20 protein-coding genes are annotated in these 17,268 nt (G+C 40.1%); 1 reads left to right on the top strand and 19 read right to left on the bottom strand.

Annotated elements, in window-relative coordinates; translation table 11 throughout:
* Positions 1-16: 16 nt before the first annotated feature.
* From ispE to metG, 9 genes are all read right to left on the bottom strand, one after another.
* Entirely contained in the window at positions 17-886 is an 870-nt protein-coding gene (gene ispE / locus GXK58_RS23885) for a 4-(cytidine 5'-diphospho)-2-C-methyl-D-erythritol kinase (protein ID WP_160725681.1), read from the bottom strand.
* A 263-nt stretch (positions 887-1,149) separates the two neighbouring features.
* Positions 1,150-1,335 carry a small, acid-soluble spore protein, alpha/beta type gene (locus GXK58_RS23890; RefSeq protein WP_160725682.1) on the bottom strand — a complete coding sequence of 62 codons (186 nt, stop codon included), beginning with the start codon at positions 1,333-1,335 and terminating at the stop codon, positions 1,150-1,152.
* Between the two features lie 122 nt (positions 1,336-1,457).
* Positions 1,458-1,721 (bottom strand): biofilm formation stimulator Veg, encoded by a 264-nt coding sequence (gene veg, locus GXK58_RS23895; RefSeq protein ID WP_007084178.1) that lies wholly within the window; start codon positions 1,719-1,721, stop codon positions 1,458-1,460.
* 240 nt (positions 1,722-1,961) lie between these two features.
* On the bottom strand, positions 1,962-2,846 hold the full coding sequence (yabG, locus tag GXK58_RS23900; RefSeq protein ID WP_160725683.1) for a sporulation peptidase YabG: 885 nt from the start codon (positions 2,844-2,846) through the stop codon (positions 1,962-1,964).
* Between the two features lie 412 nt (positions 2,847-3,258).
* Positions 3,259-4,137, bottom strand: coding sequence for a 16S rRNA (adenine(1518)-N(6)/adenine(1519)-N(6))-dimethyltransferase RsmA (gene rsmA / locus GXK58_RS23905; protein WP_160725684.1), 879 nt, complete (start codon positions 4,135-4,137; stop codon positions 3,259-3,261).
* Positions 4,130-4,690: a ribonuclease M5 gene (rnmV, locus tag GXK58_RS23910; protein ID WP_160725685.1), complete on the bottom strand. Its 561-nt coding sequence runs from the start codon at positions 4,688-4,690 to the stop codon at positions 4,130-4,132. Before rnmV ends, rsmA begins: the two co-directional genes overlap by 8 nt.
* A 209-nt stretch (positions 4,691-4,899) precedes the next feature.
* Positions 4,900-6,081, bottom strand: coding sequence for a G5 and 3D domain-containing protein (locus GXK58_RS23915; protein WP_160725699.1), 1,182 nt, complete (start codon positions 6,079-6,081; stop codon positions 4,900-4,902).
* A 237-nt stretch (positions 6,082-6,318) separates the two neighbouring features.
* Positions 6,319-7,086, bottom strand: coding sequence for a TatD family hydrolase (locus GXK58_RS23920; RefSeq protein ID WP_160725686.1), 768 nt, complete (start codon positions 7,084-7,086; stop codon positions 6,319-6,321).
* Between the two features lie 171 nt (positions 7,087-7,257).
* Positions 7,258-9,216: a methionine--tRNA ligase gene (gene metG, locus GXK58_RS23925; RefSeq protein ID WP_160725687.1), complete on the bottom strand. Its 1,959-nt coding sequence runs from the start codon at positions 9,214-9,216 to the stop codon at positions 7,258-7,260.
* 477 nt (positions 9,217-9,693) lie between these two features.
* On the opposite strand from metG, the gene GXK58_RS23930 reads away from it, so the two are divergent.
* The gene (locus tag GXK58_RS23930; RefSeq protein WP_160725688.1) at positions 9,694-9,978 is read left to right on the top strand and encodes an AbrB/MazE/SpoVT family DNA-binding domain-containing protein; all 285 of its coding nucleotides are present in this window, start codon (positions 9,694-9,696) and stop codon (positions 9,976-9,978) included.
* A 33-nt stretch (positions 9,979-10,011) separates the two neighbouring features.
* On the opposite strand, the gene rsmI is transcribed toward GXK58_RS23930, so the two are convergent.
* The 10 genes from rsmI to GXK58_RS23980 form a co-directional block, all read right to left on the bottom strand.
* The gene (gene rsmI, locus GXK58_RS23935) at positions 10,012-10,893 is read right to left on the bottom strand and encodes a 16S rRNA (cytidine(1402)-2'-O)-methyltransferase (protein WP_160725689.1); all 882 of its coding nucleotides are present in this window, start codon (positions 10,891-10,893) and stop codon (positions 10,012-10,014) included.
* A complete protein-coding gene (locus GXK58_RS23940) occupies positions 10,871-11,155 on the bottom strand; it encodes a GIY-YIG nuclease family protein (RefSeq protein ID WP_160725690.1) in 285 nt (94 codons plus the stop codon). Before GXK58_RS23940 ends, rsmI begins: the two co-directional genes overlap by 23 nt.
* On the bottom strand, positions 11,145-11,885 hold the full coding sequence (locus tag GXK58_RS23945; RefSeq protein ID WP_160725691.1) for a tRNA1(Val) (adenine(37)-N6)-methyltransferase: 741 nt from the start codon (positions 11,883-11,885) through the stop codon (positions 11,145-11,147). The genes GXK58_RS23940 and GXK58_RS23945 overlap by 11 nt, the downstream gene beginning before the upstream one ends.
* A gap of 61 nt (positions 11,886-11,946) precedes the next feature.
* Positions 11,947-12,321 carry a DNA replication initiation control protein YabA gene (yabA, locus tag GXK58_RS23950; RefSeq protein ID WP_160725692.1) on the bottom strand — a complete coding sequence of 125 codons (375 nt, stop codon included), beginning with the start codon at positions 12,319-12,321 and terminating at the stop codon, positions 11,947-11,949.
* A 12-nt stretch (positions 12,322-12,333) separates the two neighbouring features.
* The gene (locus tag GXK58_RS23955; protein ID WP_160725693.1) at positions 12,334-13,161 is read right to left on the bottom strand and encodes a PSP1 domain-containing protein; all 828 of its coding nucleotides are present in this window, start codon (positions 13,159-13,161) and stop codon (positions 12,334-12,336) included.
* Positions 13,154-14,161: a DNA polymerase III subunit delta' gene (gene holB, locus GXK58_RS23960; RefSeq protein WP_160725694.1), complete on the bottom strand. Its 1,008-nt coding sequence runs from the start codon at positions 14,159-14,161 to the stop codon at positions 13,154-13,156. Before holB ends, GXK58_RS23955 begins: the two co-directional genes overlap by 8 nt.
* Before the next feature lie 22 nt (positions 14,162-14,183).
* A complete protein-coding gene (locus tag GXK58_RS23965; RefSeq protein WP_098530279.1) occupies positions 14,184-14,513 on the bottom strand; it encodes a cyclic-di-AMP receptor in 330 nt (109 codons plus the stop codon).
* 88 nt (positions 14,514-14,601) lie between these two features.
* Positions 14,602-15,237 carry a dTMP kinase gene (tmk, locus tag GXK58_RS23970; protein WP_237389765.1) on the bottom strand — a complete coding sequence of 212 codons (636 nt, stop codon included), beginning with the start codon at positions 15,235-15,237 and terminating at the stop codon, positions 14,602-14,604.
* Positions 15,238-15,263: 26 nt separating this feature from the next.
* A complete protein-coding gene (locus tag GXK58_RS23975; RefSeq protein WP_160725696.1) occupies positions 15,264-16,706 on the bottom strand; it encodes an aminotransferase class I/II-fold pyridoxal phosphate-dependent enzyme in 1,443 nt (480 codons plus the stop codon).
* Positions 16,707-16,788: 82 nt separating this feature from the next.
* Positions 16,789-16,992 (bottom strand): sigma factor G inhibitor Gin, encoded by a 204-nt coding sequence (locus tag GXK58_RS23980; RefSeq protein WP_442862502.1) that lies wholly within the window; start codon positions 16,990-16,992, stop codon positions 16,789-16,791.
* Positions 16,993-17,268: the final 276 nt, after the last annotated feature.

Genomic DNA, 17,268 nt, shown 5'->3' on the forward strand with positions numbered 1-17,268 from the left:
TCACCAATGTACGCCTTTAATCAAGTGAATGTCGCTCCCCCAGCATCCGAACGGCAAAAACTTGGTCGCAAAAACCTCTTAATCCATTATAAATCCGATGCATTCTCGAATCATGCTGAACAATCCCAAAGACAGTCGGGCCGCTTCCGCTCATTAACACGGCGTCCGCACCGAAACGTTTCATTTGATCTTTAATTTGCGCGACTTCTGGATGAAGATGTAATGTTACATCTTCGAGAACATTTCCAACATTATGGCATACTTGATGATAATCATGCTCTTTTATGGCATTGATCATGCCGTTAATATCCGGATGCTTTGTTCCGTTCAAATCTAAACGGCGATAAACCTCAGCGGTTGAAACCCCGATAAAAGGTTTTGCTAAGATTACCCAGCATGTCGGCGGGGGTGGGAGCTCTGTAATCACTTCGCCTCTCCCTTTTGCCAGGGCTGTACCTCCGTAGACGCAAAAGGAAACGTCAGAGCCTATTTCACTGCCAAGTTCGGCTAATTCGTCTAAACTTAAACCAAGTCCCCACAGTTTATTTAATCCCCTTAAGGTTGCCGCTGCATCGCTGCTGCCCCCTGCCAGGCCGGCTGCTACGGGAATCGTTTTCTCAATTGAAATCAGTACACCCTTCCTGACTTTAAAACGGTCCTTTAACAATTGTGCGGCTTGATAGGCTAAATTGCGCTGGTCATCCGGAACATAACGATTATGGGAAAGAATATGTATTTTATCCTGTTCTAGTAATGTCAGTTCAACACGGTCGGCTAGATCAATCGTGGTCATGATCATTTCCACCTCATGATAGCCATCGGGGCGTTTATGCAATACATCTAATGCTAAATTTATTTTCGCCGGTGCTTTGACTAAAAGCTTCACTATGTCACCTACTTTTGTTATATCCTTCAAACACCTTTCAGGGTGTTTGAAGGATTGCTATCCAAATTCCACATTTTGTCCTATTTTACCACAAAAAGATAAATGTAAGACGTCCGATATGAGATATCTAACCAATTTATTATTATATCAGTCGTATTTCGTCGAAAAAAGCCATGTTTTCGACAAAATCGAAAAGCGTAAGCGCCAATTTAAATAAAAAGGACCAGTACAAAAAACTGCACTGGTCCCGCTGTGGTGTAATGTCAAGATTGGCGATTTTGATTTACTAGCTGCTGCTGCGCGAGTTCGATGGCCCGCTTCACCATATTCCCTGCATCTTTTGCCCGGATACCGCCCCATCCTTCTTTTTGGACGACATCATAAAAGCCAAGTTCTTTCGCTAGCTCCTCTTTAAAGTGATGAGACATAATTCCTCTTCTTCTGCCCATCCAAACAACCCCTTTCATTCCACAGCATTCTTAGTATGTAAATAACAATTCATTTTCATGAAGCTTTTTAAAAAAAGCAAAAAGCAGTAAACCTTTGTTTACTGCCACCCATTGCTTATATACTAGCTTAAAGCTACATGTCCTGCTGCATCATCATAGAAAGTGATTTGAACGGTTTCTGTTAAAACATCAGCGTAGCTGTAGGAAACACGCTCGAACGAGTTTTCATCTTGATCTAACTCAATTACAAAAACAGACGGGTAAGTTTCTGCTAAAACTCCGGAACGCTCAATTGTTTTCCTTCGTCCACCATTGGCTTTCAGCAATAATCTCTTTCCCAAATTCGTGTCTAGCGCCTTTTTAATATCGGCTAAGGTTTTTGGCATTCGGTCCACCTCACTGTGTAAAGTATAACACACTGACATAGTTCTGTCAAACAAAATAATAAATTATATCAGTCCAACAAAATGATTGTCAATATTTTTTGTTCTACTTTTTCTTCGAATTTTCAACATTGTTATAGTTGCCTTATTGGACGCTTAATATGTATAGTAAAAAAATAAACTGCCGATTAGATAAAGAGGAGCCAATGCCCTATCCATTACAGCTCCACTTTTCTAATCTTTTTATTCATCCTCTTCAGTGATTGGCCGGTAAGGCATTCCTGTCCGCAGTACTCCTCTTGTGTCGATTCCGCCAAGCCCCTTATCCCCTGTTAAGGTATTCCTTAAGACCTCCCATACATTGATACGTTCCATAAACGGTGTAAAACTCACCTTTGCCACTATATAGACTGGGTCGAGTGCATGAATATTAATTCTTGTTGGGGAACTGGCGAAGTTTGCTCCTGCATGAATGAGTGATTCAAAATGTGATTGACAGGCACCTGCAAAGATAACGAGTTGGTCTAAATGCGGAACCTTTCTGCGGGCTTCTCTGACAGTTTGGACGAAGTGCCTCGAATGTCGGTAGGCATTTAAATCTGACATCTTTCCCTTTGCCTTCGAATAGGCGTCATGTCCTGTTATAACAAGAATATCTGGACGGTATTGGTCCATTAAAATGCCTACTCTATCGGGCATCTCCTTTTCGTTACAATGGATCCCTACAACTGGTATGCCGATCTTTTCGTACACTGCCATACACTTTTTTAAATAGTTGGGGTCGCCATCCATGTGAAGCACCTTGCCGGGAATTTGAAAATAATTGCTTGGTTTTGCATAACCGCTGGTAGCATCGTACTCCTGCTGGTGTTTTAATAAGCTGACATCCTGCCTGAACAGCCTAAGTGATTGTTCTTCAAGTGTTCTATACTCCTGCTGCAGTTTTACGCGCTCATTTTGATTAAGGATGACCAAATCAGTGTAAGGTGCATCTGCAACCAGGCGGAAGTCTTCCCCGTAGAGTATGGCAACCTTTTGGTTGTTTATATTTTGAATATCGATAACCCGGAACATGAGATCACAGTTATACGATTTCCTCCCTACAATATCTTTTACCTTTATATCCACTGCTGTCACTCCAATAAGACCACTTAGGCCTTTTAATTATGGGTTCTCAATAGGCTATGCAGGGAATGTTGTCCTTGTTAAAAATTCAAGAAAATTGATACATAAGGAGCATATTAGCAGACATAAAAAATGCCCTCATGATATATTCCGAGGGCACTGAAAAAGTCTCTTGAATTTAGGGTGTGTGTCTAAATTGGGCTGTTGATTTCCGTTCCAGGCGGCTTCGCTTTCCGTGGGCGTGCCGGGGAGCCTCCTCGGCGCTAAAAGCGCCTGCGGGGTCTCCCCTGTCCCGTACTCCCACAGGAGTCTTCGCCGCCTTCCACTCCAATCAACAGTGTTCTTTTACACATGCTAATTTTTAATAAATGGACTTTTTCAGTGCCTTTGATATATTCCATGAGGACAACTGTCATTAATGAAAGTGCGGATAAAGTTCATCCGCTAAACGGCCAAATTCTTCTAAGGAAAGCGTTTCTCCTCTGCGGCTAGGATCGATTCCACTTGCACTTAATGCTGTGAGAATCTCCTCCTTTTTCTGTTTTCCATCAGGAAGCTGACTCGTCAAATTATTTAATAATGTCTTCCTTCGCTGGGCAAAGCTCGCTTTGGTTACTTGGAAAAAGAACTTTTCATCCCTAACTGCAACCGCAGGCTGTGTCCGCCTGGTCAATCTGATAACAGCAGAGTCTACATTAGGCTGCGGGACAAAAACGGTTTTTGGTACAATCATGACAGTCTCTGCTTCGGTATAGTATTGAACAGCAATCGAAAGTGAACCATAATCCTTTGTGCCTGGCTTAGCGGAGATCCGGTCTGCCACTTCTTTCTGAAGCATACAAACAATTCCGCGGATTGGAAGCTGTTCTTCAAGGAGTTTCATAATAATAGGCGTCGTAACATAATAAGGCAGATTGGCAACTACCATAATATCATTGATTCCTTGGAATTCTTCCTCCATCACCGTTTGCACATCTGCTTCCAAAACATCCCTATGTATGACCTTCACATTATCATAAGGTGATAATGTATCCTGCAGTATAGGCAGTAATCGCTGGTCAATTTCAAAGGCTGTTACCTTCTTGCTTGAACGTGCCAGCTGCTCTGTAAGGGCGCCTATCCCAGGTCCAATTTCAATAGCGCCTGAGTTTTCCGTTAAATCTGCAAAGCTGACGATTTTTTTCAATATATTCGTATCGATCAAAAAGTTTTGTCCTAAGCTCTTCTTAAAAGAAAAACCATATTTTTCAAGAATCGCCCGTGTTCTGACCGGTGTTGCTATATCCTTATTCATTCTGTCCCTCCTGACGTATCTTGCTTAATGCTTCTGCAAATTCTTCTCTGCTGATTTGAAACATCATTAGTCTCTTATGCAGTTGTTTTCCGTTCGTATAACCAATTTTCAGGAGCTTACCGAGCAAAATCCTCCGCTCCTTTGAACCTTCTCCCCCCATGAGCCCAGCCATAATCAAGTCCTCTTGGGTAATTTCCTCATGGATGACCTCGTGCATGATTTGCGCATCCTTTAACGCTTCTCTTATTGCCTCTGGACTTGCATGTTCTACCCCCAGCCCCTTGCCGCTTTTGGCGATGGCCGCTTCTTTTGGTAAAAAAGCATGCTTGCAGCCCGGAACCTCTGCCGCAATTGTTTTTCTAATCTTTTCACCAGGATAATCTGGATCGGTAAATATAATGACTCCTCTTGTACTTTGAGCCCGTTTTACCTTTTCAATAGTGGTTTGATTGACAGCGGAGCCATTTGTTTCAATCGTATCTGCATCAACAGCCCGTTTGATCCTTGCCGTATCGTCCTTGCCCTCAACGACAATAATTTCTTTGATTTTCATGATAAAAGTAAAAGCCTCCGTAAAAATAAAATTTAAAATGAAAAAATTGAAACATTTTTGTAATGTCATTCGTCTATATTATTGATGATATTCATACATTAAAATATAAACAGTGATAAAGAAAATAATAGCAAGTATTCGTTGTTAGTATAAAGAATTTTAAAGAAAAAGCAAAATGCAGAGGAATATAAATCCTCTGCACAAGTTCATTAATTTAAGACTGTAATCTTTACTTTTTTTCGTCCCCAGCGGTATGCATCCGCTTTCGTGGGCATTAATAAATCAATGATATACCCTTTAATGGCTCCCCCTGTATCAGCAGCCACAGCATACCCGTAACCGTCTACATACACTTTTGAGCCCAGCGGAATAATTCTTGGATCAACAGCAATTACCTTCATATTGGGATTAGCACGGACATTAAGTCCTGTAGCCGTACGTCCGGAACAGCCATTGCAATAGGCTGTATAAGCAGTTGCCGTCACATAAAACTCATGCCCTTTTGGTTCCTCACCACGGGAAACTTGTAACGCCAACTCCTTCGTACCGACAGCCACAACCTTATCTTGTTTCTGTAAAATACTTTGCTCGTTCATTAATTTTCTAGAAACTTCTTTGCCATTTTCAAGCACCACTTCGTATTGCCTTGAGACACGTCCTTGCTTGCCAGGGGCAATGACCTTTTCCTGCCCTTTTTGCAAATTCTCATCCTTTTTTGTAACCACGGCAAATTCAACGGGTTCTTCCACTACATCGGTGACTTTTTCTACTCGAATCACGTTTACAACACCATTCTCTGGTATATTTTCTGTTAATGGTGGTTCAACTCGGTCTAATTCAGTTAGTTTAATGCCCTGATGTGTTAAAAAGTCAGCGACCGTAGTCGAAGTGGTCCAAACCTTTCGTGCTTTTCCACCGTCCACGTATGTAAGTTGTGACGCAATAGTTAACTTTACATTCAACTTACCTCGTATTGCCGTTTCTGGATTTGGTGAAATTTGATCGTGTTCCTTTAATACAATCTTCTGCTCTTTTAGGAGCCCAGCCACCGTATCGGCTGTAGTCCAGATCGTTTTCTTCTCGTTGTCTTTGACAATGTGAACCATGTTCGCCTGTTTCCAAGTAACAGCAAGGTCATTCCTTATCTTCGTACTTGCTTTTGGATACAGGTAGTCTTTTGAATTGAGAGGTACATCCAGTTCATCTAAGAGTTCCTTGATGTTGTCTGCATGTGTGTTAACAACCATCTTCTTGCCATCGAGTGTCATTGCTACAGTATTCTTTGAGCCTTCGAATAAAAGAATTCCCAGAGTTGTAAGCAAAACTACAAAACTAGCAAATATGATGGTCCATGACCTCCCGCTCAAAGACTTGGGAAACAGGTTTTTCATGTTTTGGAATACGATGAAAAACGCCTCCTTTTCTTTGGAGAGATTATAGAGAACCATGTGCCGGCTGTAAATCCTTGCTAATCCTGTTAAGGTAGTTCTAATTATGCACAACCTTAGGAGCTTTGCAAAGAAAAACTTATCGACACGGTCATCCTATGTTGAAAAGGAGACTTGTAGAACTTTTTGTTATCAGAAAAAATTAGGACAGGCTTCTTATCATTTCGACAATTTCTCTTATCATTTTATGGCGAATAATTTTTTAGCATTTTCTGTCGTGACCTTGGCTACTTCCTCAAATGTCAAGCCCTTTATTTCGGCAATTTGTTCAGCTACAAGCTTCACATATCCAGGTTCATTCCGTTTTCCCCGGTATGGATGCGGGGCCAAATAGGGGCAATCTGTTTCAATTAACAATCTCTCAAGCGGGATCTCCGCAGCTACTTCCTTTGGTTTTTTCGCATTTTTAAAGGTTACGGGACCGCCCAAGGAGATATAGAAATTCATTTTTACACATTCTTTGGCAACCTCCGGGCTGCCGCTAAAACAATGCATGATTCCTCCTACTTCCTCTGCCCCTTCTTCTTTTAAAATTTCTACGATATCTGCTGTTGCTTCACGGTTATGGATGACTATTGGCAGTTTTACCTTTTTGGCCAAGCGAATTTGTCTGCGAAAAACCTCCTTTTGAATATCCTTTGGAGACTTATCCCAATGATAATCTAAGCCCATTTCTCCTAGGGCCACCACTTTAGGATGAGCAGCTAATTCCTCAATCCATGTTAAGTCCTCATCGGTCATGTCGATGGCATCGACTGGATGCCAACCTACGCAGGCATACATAAAGTCATAGCGTTCGACTAATTCCATCGCCCTTTCGATTGTTGGGCGGTCAAATCCCACGATTACCATGTTGCTGACTCCTTCTGTTTGAGCCCGCTGAATCACTTCTTCAAGGTCTTCATTGTATTGGGTGTCATTTAAATGGGCATGTGTGTCGAATAACATACTAAATTCACTTCCTCTGTTCTATGTAATTCTCTTAATTGTGTACTTCTACTACACCAATGTCAAAAAGCATCTAATAAAAAGGATAAATGTTCCACGTGAAACATTTAAAGAGAAAGTTTGACATTCTTCGAAGTAAAAAGCGCCCCAATAGGGCGCCTTTGTCAAAAATTATTTTACCTTTGAACCATTTGGCAAGGATTGATCGACGGTTGCGATAGAAAGCTGCCCATCTTTTGAGCCAGCCAAAATCATTCCTTGTGATAATTCACCGCGAAGTTTAACAGGTTTTAAGTTAGTTATACAAATAACCTTCCGTCCAACCAGGTCCTCCGGCTTGTAGTATTGGGCAATGCCTGATACTACTTGACGTTTTTCATATCCTAAATCCAGCTGAAGTTTTAGGAGTTTATCTGCCTTTTTAACGGGCTCGGCTTGAATAACCTCTGCTACACGCAGATCCACCTTCATAAAATCATCAATAGAGATTTCCGCAAGCTCCTCCGGCTTTTCTTCTTCCTTTTTCTCTTCAGCAGCTGGTGCGGTGCCCTGCATTTTTGTTTTAATAAATTCTACTTCTTCGGCAATTTCAAGTCTCGGGAATAACGGTGCATCTTTTTCAACCTTCGTCCCATTTGAAATCAAACCAAAACGCTCAAGGCTATCCCATGTTTTTAATTCCTCATCCTGAATACCAAGCTGTTTAAAAATCCCATCAGGCGTACGAGTCAGGAACGGCTTTAATAGAATCGCAGTACGGCGTAAAGATTCTGCTAAGTGCCCCATCACACTAGCAAGTTCTCCTTTTTTCTCCTCATCCTTCGCCAATGTCCATGGTTGTGTTTCATCAATATATTTATTCGTCCGGCTTACTAACTGCCAAATGGAAGTTAACGCCACAGAGAATTCCATTTTTTCCATTGCCTCTTCATATTTTGCAACTGTTTCACGGTTAACCTGAAGCAGTGATTCATCAAACGCACCAACAGAACCTGCATAATCAGGGATTACGCCAGCAAAATACTTTTCAATCATAGCTACGGTCCGGTTTAACAGGTTTCCAAGATCATTAGCCAAGTCAAAATTAATCCGTTCGACAAAACCTTCTGGTGTGAACACACCATCTGCGCCAAATGGTACTTCACGCAATAGGTAATAACGTAAAGCATCTAAGCCATAACGGTCGATTAAGGTAACTGGATCCACTACATTGCCTTTAGATTTGGACATTTTTCCATCCTTCATCAATAACCAGCCATGGGCGAATACCTTCTTTGGCAGAGGCAGGTCTAATGCCATTAACATAATTGGCCAATAAATGGTATGGAAACGAACAATTTCTTTACCAACAAGGTGAACATCAGCCGGCCAATAATTTTTATATTTGGAGTCATCTTCCGTACCATACCCGAGAGCGGTAATATAATTAGAAAGCGCATCAATCCAAACATAGATTACGTGTTTAGGATTGCCGGGCACTTTAATACCCCAGTCGAACGTGGTTCTTGATACCGCTAGATCCTCAAGACCTGGCTTTATAAAATTATTAATCATTTCATTCTTACGGGATTCCGGTTGAATAAACTCTGGATTTTCCTCATAATATTGCAGCAGTCTGTCTACATACTTACTCATTCTAAAAAAGTATGATTCTTCTTTTACCTTTTCTACTGGCCGTCCGCAGTCAGGACAATTCCCATCTACTAACTGACGATCTGTAAAAAACGACTCACAAGGTGTACAATACCATCCCTCATATTGATCAAGATAGATATCTCCCTGCTCTAATAATTTAGCAAAGATGTTTTCAACCACCTGTTTATGTCTATCTTCGGTAGTTCGGATAAAATCATCATAAGAAATATCAAGCTTGTTCCAAAGGTCTTTAATTCCTCCTACAATCTCATCCACATACTGTTGTGGTGTAATCCCCTTTTCTTCTGCCTTACGCTGGATTTTTTGTCCGTGTTCATCCGTACCCGTTAAATACATCACATCAAATCCGCGCAGCCGCTTATAACGAGCCATCGCATCACCAGCTACAGTGGTATAAGCATGTCCAATATGTAAATTCCCACTTGGATAATAAATCGGTGTGGTTAAATAGAAAGTCTTTGACTTTTCCGCCATTATATTCCCTCCTAAAACAATACAATTCCCATTAATCCATTATTGCCTCTTTTTAACACTTCTATCATCAAAATATACCGAAAAATAAACTTTTGTGCAAGAAAGCGCATTGCTAGACTTCCAGATTTTAAAAATTATTTCCTATAACACCCATAAAGGCTTTTACAACTACGAAAGATATGAAAGAAGAAGGTTTTTGTTGAAGTTTGTCGAATAGATAATGAAATTGTAATCATAACGGTTTACACAACAATAGTATTGTAAACCTGGATTTTTAGGAAATTTTAATGAAAAACCAATGAAACCAACAATTTTGTGAATGGAAAAAATTTCATAGTTACTTTTAAAATAAAATAATTGACGGATATGGGAACTACTGGTATTATGGGTATATAAGAAATTTGTCGAATTGTGGCGAATACGATTGAAAGATAAATAGATAGATACTTTTATTGATTTTGAGAGGAGATATTTAAAATGAAATCTACTGGTATTGTTCGTAAAGTTGATGAGTTAGGCCGTGTGGTTATTCCGATTGAACTAAGACGTACACTAGGTATTGCTGAAAAAGATGCATTAGAGATCTATGTAGACGACGAGCGTATTATTTTGAAAAAATATAAGCCAAATATGACTTGCCAAGTAACTGGTGAAGTATCTGATGATAACATGGCTCTTGCAGGCGGTAAATTAATCCTTAGCCGCGAAGGTGCAGAACAATTAATCGAAGAGATCCAAAAGAATTTTGAACATGTAAAATAAAAAAGCTCCGGCACTGTATAAGTGCTGGAGTTTTTATTTTTCATCAATATGGTAGACCTGATATACCTCGCGTTTATTAAGGCCGCGATCCTTTGCTGTCTGCTTAATGGCCTCTTTTGAAGTACTATTTTGGACGGTTATGTAATGGTTGACATGTTCCTCCACCGATAATTCCTGCCACCAGCTTAACTCTTCCTCGTTTTCCACTAGGTCTGTCCCTTCAACAATCAGACAGAACTCTCCTCGAATTTCATCAGAATGTGCCCACTCATTAATCTCTTCCAGTGTTCCTCGGATAAATTCTTCAAACTTCTTTGTTAATTCCCTGCAAATGACGATTTTACGGTTGCCAAGGACTTCAAGCATGATGCTCAACGTTTCTTTTAAACGGTGTGGGGATTCATAAAAGATCAATGTAGCCTTCTGACTCCTCAATGTTTCTAATTCCGACCGCTTCTCTTTTTTATTTCGATGTAAAAATCCATAAAAGTAAAAGGGCTGGCACGATATTCCTGAAGCAATTAATGCAGTGAGAGCTGCATTTGCTCCCGGTAATGGAACCACCGCTGCTAGTTCACTTATTGCCGCCTGAACAAGCTCATAGCCAGGATCTGAGATAGCCGGCATGCCGGCATCACTGACTAGTGCAACCTTAAAGCCTTGTTTAATCTTCTCGATCAGTTTTTCTCCGCTTGTTTCTTTATTATGCTCATGATAGCTGACAACCGGAGTATCAATTTCAAAGTAGTTGCACAGCCTTTTTGTATTTCTTGTATCTTCCGCAGCAATCACGTCTGCTTCTTTTAAGATTCGAATGGCCCGAAAGCTCATGTCTTCTAGATTTCCAATCGGTGTAGGAACAAGATAAAGAATTCCTTTATCAGCCTCGTTCTCAAAGCTTTTCTGCTGCCACATCGAATTCACCTGCCCTCTTTATATACTCAAGCTTTTTCTTTCTTGTGAATTGCTTAAACCTGTACTCTGCCTTTAATGCCTCGCCTTTAGTGGCAAAGGCTTGATAGAAGGTAAGTTCAACCGGTCCTCTTCCCCGTGTATACTTTGCTCCCTTTCCGTCATTATGCTGGGCAATCCGCCGTTTAAGATTATTGGTATAACCGCCATATAAACTGTCATCACGGCATGTCAGCACATAAAAATAATGACCATTACTCTCCATATAAAATTCCTTTAATCTCAGGAGTGTATTCACCATCATCTTGATAGACAAACAATGGTGGAAGGATCTTTAAATCGGGGCTCCCATCCTTGATTGCCTCTACTAAGAGGATATTTGCATCCTTACCCTGTTTAGGATAGACAAACTGAATCCTTTTAGGCTCAAGCCTGTACTGACGCATTAATGTGATTATATCAATCAAGCGGCCAGGCCGATGGACAAATGCCACTTTCCCTCCCTGCTTTACTAGCTGGCTTGATGCCTTTATCGCATCTTCAAGTGTACAGAGAATTTCGTGGCGGGCTATTGCCAAATGCTCATTTGGATTGATTTCTTCCACCGATGGAGTTGTAAAGTAAGGAGGATTACAGGTAACCACATCAAATTTCCCATGGCCTAATAATGCAGGCATTTCTTTGATATCTCCATGGATCATTTTTATTCTATCCTCTAGACCATTATATCCAATGCTTCGAACAGCCATATCATATAAACGCTCTTGTATTTCCACACCTGTTATATTCCCTTTTGTCCGTACACTTAAAAATAAAGGAATGACCCCATTGCCGCTGCAGAGATCAATGAGGTTTCCTCTTTGAATTGGCACATAAACAAACCGTGCCAGTAATACTGCGTCGAGAGAAAAAGCAAATACAGATGGGCTTTGAATGATTCGCAGTTTTTCAGCTAGTAAATAATCAAGCCGTTCATCCTCTATTAACTTCACCATACTAAACCATCCTAACTACAAAGATATGAAAACAGAGGCTGCATCAATCAGCCTCTGAAGATTATTTCTTATTAAGAAAAGAAAGACAAAATAAACAATCGCCTTCTTTACGCAAACTGCCGAAGTGAAGGTTACAAATATGAAATCCCTCTTGGTAGAGCCTAGCGAGGTTATCATATCCTTCACCAACATCAAAATGTTTTCCTCTTGGAGATTCCACAGTCGCTGCGGCACCCTGCTTCGTTTCTATTTCTTTCTTTTCTTCTTCCGTGGTCACATCTAAACGGCGCCTTAGATGCTCATTTTCCAGTTTTAAATAATGATTCTCTTCTAGTATCTCGGCTAAATGCTGCTTTAATTCCCCTAATTGCTGGTAAAGATGGCCAATTTGTGTTTCCATATTACTTACTGATTCAAAAATTTCCTTTTTATCCACGGCTTCCACCTCTTAATCTGTGGATTGTATAGAAAAGGCACCTTCTTTAATGATTTCATCCAAAGTATACTCCAGAACCCGCTCTTGTTCCTTTAGTTCCACCTGAAGTACCCGCTCTAATATATTTAGTCCTACCACTTTTCCTTTTCCTAGCGGCGTTTCAATGATTTCCCCTAAATCAGGCAAAGCTTCTTTAGCAGTTTCATATTCATCATTTTCATATTTCAAGCAGCACATAAGTCTTCCACATAATCCAGAAATCTTTGTTGGGTTTAATGAAAGGTTTTGATCCTTCGCCATTTTTATGGATACAGGGTCAAAATCACCTAGAAAGGTGGAACAGCATAACATTCTTCCACATGGCCCAATACCGCCAAGCATTTTGGCTTCATCACGAACACCGATCTGCCGAAGCTCGATACGTGTTCGGAAAATCGCAGCTAAGTCTTTCACAAGCTCTCGAAAGTCCACTCTTCCATCTGCTGTAAAGTAAAAGATTACCTTATTGCGATCAAATGTATACTCAACATCCACTAGTTTCATATCCAGCTGATGTTCATTTACTTTTTCGTTACAAACCTCATAAGCCTCTTGGGCTGCTACCTTATTTTCCTCTACAATCATCCGATCTTTTTGGTCGGCGATTCTGACCACCTTTTTTAAAGGTAAAACTACATCATTTTCTTCCACTTGTTTACGGGGAATCACTGCCCTGCCATATTCTACACCGCGAACTGTTTCGACAATGACAAAGTCATCCTTTTCAATTAAGAGGTCTCCCGGATCAAAATAATATATTTTCCCCGCTTTTTTAAAGCGTACTCCTACAACATCATACAAATGAAGATCCCTCCTGCAATTTTAACACAAGCTGTTCCATCATCAGCTGAGGATTCATATTTGCCTGCAGCTTCCTTTTGGCATCAAGAATAGCTGACATTTGATCCGATAAGCGCCGTCCAGATGTTTGCAGGGCAAATTGTCTTAACCGTTCATTCTCCTCTATGAAAACAAGCTGCTCCTGCTTATCTAATTGTATATATAGTAAATCCTTAAAGATTAGAAGTAAAAGATCTAAACCACGTTGAATCTGTTCTTTCTCTTTAAAGTGTAAAAACCAATCTCCCTGGAGAGTAACCATAGCTTCCAGTGGATTTTTTTTTAACACCTCATATAATTTTACCACTATTTTTTGGGCTTGTGCAAACCATTCATCAACATTTAATTTGAGAGCTTCTTCCATATTATTGGTTAACTGGGCCAACAATGGCGCTTTTGCAGGCTGAACACCATGTTCAATTAATTGTTTGATCATAATCTTCGGTGCCAATGGCTGGAAGACCAATACTTGACATCTTGATAGAATAGTTGGAAGAAGCTGTTGAACTTGCTCGGTTAAAAGAAAGGCAACAGTACCTGGATTGGGTTCCTCAAGGAATTTCAATAGGCTATTGGAGGCACTCACACTCATTTTATCTGCATGAGAGATGACATATACTTTATTTAAAGATTCTACTCCCTTTTTTGCAAACTCAGCTTGAAGGTTTCGAATCTGCTCCACTTTAATCGATAATCCATCAGGCTCAACAATATGGACATCCGGATGATTTCTATTATTTATCCGAAGGCAATTATTACATGACTCGCAAGGTTTATAGCCTTCTGTTAATTGTTCACAAAATAAAGATTTTGTAAGTAATAAGGCTATTTCTTTTTTACCAGTCCCTCTCATGCCTTCAAAAAGGTATGCATGGGCCACTCGATTTTTCAGCAAGCTGTTTTTTAACATTCGGAGTACGGTTGGCTGCAGTTCTTGTAGTTGATCCCATGTTTTCACCAAATTAATCACTCACATTTCTTTTTTAAAAATGCATATATTGCTCGATTGGCAGGACGAATACAGTTGCTCCGCCTACCTCCACTTCCACTGGATATGGGACATAGGAGTCGGCGTTTCCTCCCATTGGTGAAACGGGGGCCACCAGCTGATCTCTTGATTTACAATTGTCCTTAATTATTTGCAAGGCCCGATCAACCCGGATGTCCTCGGTACCAATCATAAACGTAGTGTTCCCCGACTTCAAAAACCCCCCCGTACTAGCTAATTTGGTTGCTCTAAAATTATTATCTACTAATGCTTTAGATAAACGATTGCTATCTTGGTCTTGAACGACGGCTATGATCATTTTCATATGGAACACCCTCTCCTCTAATTCTTTTAATTTTATTATAACAGGTTATCTCCCAGCATACCTTGTGTTTAATAAAAAAAGCCTTATATTAAAGGCCTTCACTACATGCTAATCTTGTTTTAATTATATTGATTGTGCTGTTGAATACTTCATCCACTGTGCCTGAAGCATCAATAGAGATAATTCTATTTGGGAATCGCTGCATTAGTTGATGGTAGCCTTCCCTGACCTTATGATGGAAATCGAGATTTTCTAAATCCAAGCGGTTTACTTCTCTTCCCTTGTTTTGATTGATCCGCTTCATGCCTAATTCCGGTTCAATATCGAAGTAGATTGTAAGCTCAGGCATTAAATCTTCTATAGCAAATTGATTAATCGCATATACTTCATCGATTCCTAAGCCCCGGGCGTATCCTTGATAGGCCAATGAACTATCCACAAAGCGGTCGCATAAGACCACTTTCCCATCCATTAATGCAGGTTTTACTTTTTCTATTAAATGCTGTCTCCGGGCTGCTGCATATAACAATGCTTCCGTTCTAGGGTCCATAGCGGTGTTTTCCTTATCCAAAATCACTCTTCTAATTTGTTCTGCTATTTCAATTCCGCCTGGTTCTCTAGTTAAAAGAGCACCAGCCAATTCTTTTGCTACAAGATTAATAATCGTTGTCTTTCCTGCCCCATCCGGGCCTTCAAATGTAATAAATATTCCCTTTTCTTTCAAGATAAAAACCTCCGTATGCATGTATCTTAGTTTGTGCTATATACCTTTATATAACCTGTTTTTATTAGTGAGTCTTCTCCTTGGAATCTTGCACCTGTTTGTAATAGCCGTTTAAGTTGTAAAAGCTTGTCGTCCGTTATCCTTTCACCTTTCAGTAATAAAGGAATCCCGGGCGGATAGGGTATAATGGTCTCTGCACATATTAAACCTAATGCACTTTCTGCCAGAACCTGGCCCATACCTAGTTCTTCCATTTCGCTATAACTGATGGCCAACTCTGAAATCCTTTGAACACCTGGATGGAATTCTTCGTCTATCTCTTTAATCGTGAGTCCTTCAAGCGCCCTTTTCATTTTTTCTAACGTTTCCTGTAATGGATACGCTTGTCCTTTTTTCAGCAAAGGAAGAATAAATAAGACGTTATATGGGTCGGCTAATTCCGTAAAAATACCAAACACTTCAAACCTTTTTTGTAGGTCAAAACCGCTTAAGCCGCATCTGGATTGTACAGTAATCCTTAGAGGATCGCCATGTCCCTCTGGAAATGTTAATACTTTAATTGTTTCAAGTTTAACTAATTCATTCTTAAAATGATTAATCTCAGCCAGGAGGCAGTCTAAGTCCTCCTGGTCATATAGAGCTAAATAATTTCTGGATATGTCAAGCGATGCCATAATCGGATAGGAAGGACTGCTTGATTGAAATATCCCTAGATATTCTTTTACCTTTCCCAAGTTTACCAGGTTGGTATTTACATGCAAAAAGGAACCCATCGTCATCGCTGGAAGGGTCTTATGTGCAGAGTGAACAACCAAATCTGCCCCCAAGTTCAGAGCTGAAACTGGAAATGGGTCTCCAATGATAAAATGCGGTCCATGAGCCTCATCTACCAAGACAGGAATATGATTGATATGGGCTAATTCAATGATTTCTTTTAATTCATAGACTATTCCATAATAATTCGGATACGTCAGGATCATTGCTTTCACTTCTGGATAGCGGCTGATAGCCTGTTGGACCGTTTTGACACTGACACCTCCCGCTGTCCTCCACTCTTGGTTTATTTCCGGTTCAAGGAATATCGGTCTAACTTTTGCTAGCTTAAGACCATTTAAAACCGATTTATGACAGTTTCTTTGAACAAGGACAGTTGAACCCTCCTGGCAAGCTGCCATGATCATGGCGAGGTTGCCTGCAGTAGAACCATTAACCAGAAAGAAACTCTTTTTAGTGCCATATAAACCAGCCAGCAGTTCTTCAGCTTTCATAATGGGCCCCTCTGGTGAATGGAGGTCATCTAATCCTGTTAATTCGGTTGCATCTATTTTTAATATTTCTTTAAAAAACGGATCTTCAGGGTATGTACTAATCCGGCCATATTTATGTCCAGGGACATGAAACGAAATTGGATTTTTACTAATATGTGACTGCAGAGCCTCGTATATGGGTATTTGTTGCTGCTTGCTCATTTTTAATCTTCCTTATCTTTTATCCAAACGGACTTAAGTATCACTTTATTTTAACAAAAAAATAAAGCCCATAAAGGACTTGTTATGAGAATATTTCCGGTGTGTTAATCTTTTTTAGCTGCTTAAGGAAATATTTATATCTAGGATCATTCGTATCTGTATGGATTAAATCATTCTCGCAGTCTGTACAAATAAATGAAGTGTATAGATGTATGCCTTTTGTTTTTTGACTTTCACAAATAACGCACGTTTCCTCAAAGTGATTATGTGCAAATAATGAACTCAATCCCCTCCACCTCCATACATCCATTGTTTCCGATACTGTAAATTTGTATACAATTTTTTGAATAATCTTTTTCAGCCGGCTCCTGTATTATCTTATGTTAAGTCCGCTGTTTGGGTGTATGTCTATGTGCGTTTTCTTTGTAAACACTTCGTACTTTTTACTTTTTAGTCAACTTTTTAATGGTAAACACAAAAAGACAATCCTTTCGGATTGTCCCTTATTTTGCCTGGCAACGTCCTACTCTCACAGGGGTAAAACCCCAACTACCATCGGCGC

It is taken from the genome of Bacillus sp. USDA818B3_A (assembly GCF_009928415.1).
In the GTDB taxonomy this organism is placed as follows: Bacteria; Bacillota; Bacilli; order Bacillales; family Cytobacillaceae; genus Neobacillus.

Coding starts and splice junctions, on each gene's coding strand:
- GXK58_RS23890 (WP_160725682.1), bottom strand. CDS start 1,335: ATGGGCAGAAGAAGAGGAATTATGTCTCATCACTTTAAAGAGGAGCTA.
- veg (WP_007084178.1), bottom strand. CDS start 1,721: ATGCCAAAAACCTTAGCCGATATTAAAAAGGCGCTAGACACGAATTTG.
- rsmA (WP_160725684.1), bottom strand. CDS start 4,137: ATGAATAAGGATATAGCAACACCGGTCAGAACACGGGCGATTCTTGAA.
- rnmV (WP_160725685.1), bottom strand. CDS start 4,690: ATGAAAATCAAAGAAATTATTGTCGTTGAGGGCAAGGACGATACGGCA.
- GXK58_RS23915 (WP_160725699.1), bottom strand. CDS start 6,081: ATGAAAAACCTGTTTCCCAAGTCTTTGAGCGGGAGGTCATGGACCATC.
- GXK58_RS23920 (WP_160725686.1), bottom strand. CDS start 7,086: ATGTTATTCGACACACATGCCCATTTAAATGACACCCAATACAATGAA.
- metG (WP_160725687.1), bottom strand. CDS start 9,216: ATGGCGGAAAAGTCAAAGACTTTCTATTTAACCACACCGATTTATTAT.
- GXK58_RS23930 (WP_160725688.1), top strand. CDS start 9,694: ATGAAATCTACTGGTATTGTTCGTAAAGTTGATGAGTTAGGCCGTGTG.
- rsmI (WP_160725689.1), bottom strand. CDS start 10,893: ATGTGGCAGCAGAAAAGCTTTGAGAACGAGGCTGATAAAGGAATTCTT.
- GXK58_RS23940 (WP_160725690.1), bottom strand. CDS start 11,155: ATGGAGAGTAATGGTCATTATTTTTATGTGCTGACATGCCGTGATGAC.
- GXK58_RS23945 (WP_160725691.1), bottom strand. CDS start 11,885: ATGGTGAAGTTAATAGAGGATGAACGGCTTGATTATTTACTAGCTGAA.
- GXK58_RS23965 (WP_098530279.1), bottom strand. CDS start 14,513: ATGAAAATGATCATAGCCGTCGTTCAAGACCAAGATAGCAATCGTTTA.
- GXK58_RS23975 (WP_160725696.1), bottom strand. CDS start 16,706: ATGAGCAAGCAGCAACAAATACCCATATACGAGGCTCTGCAGTCACAT.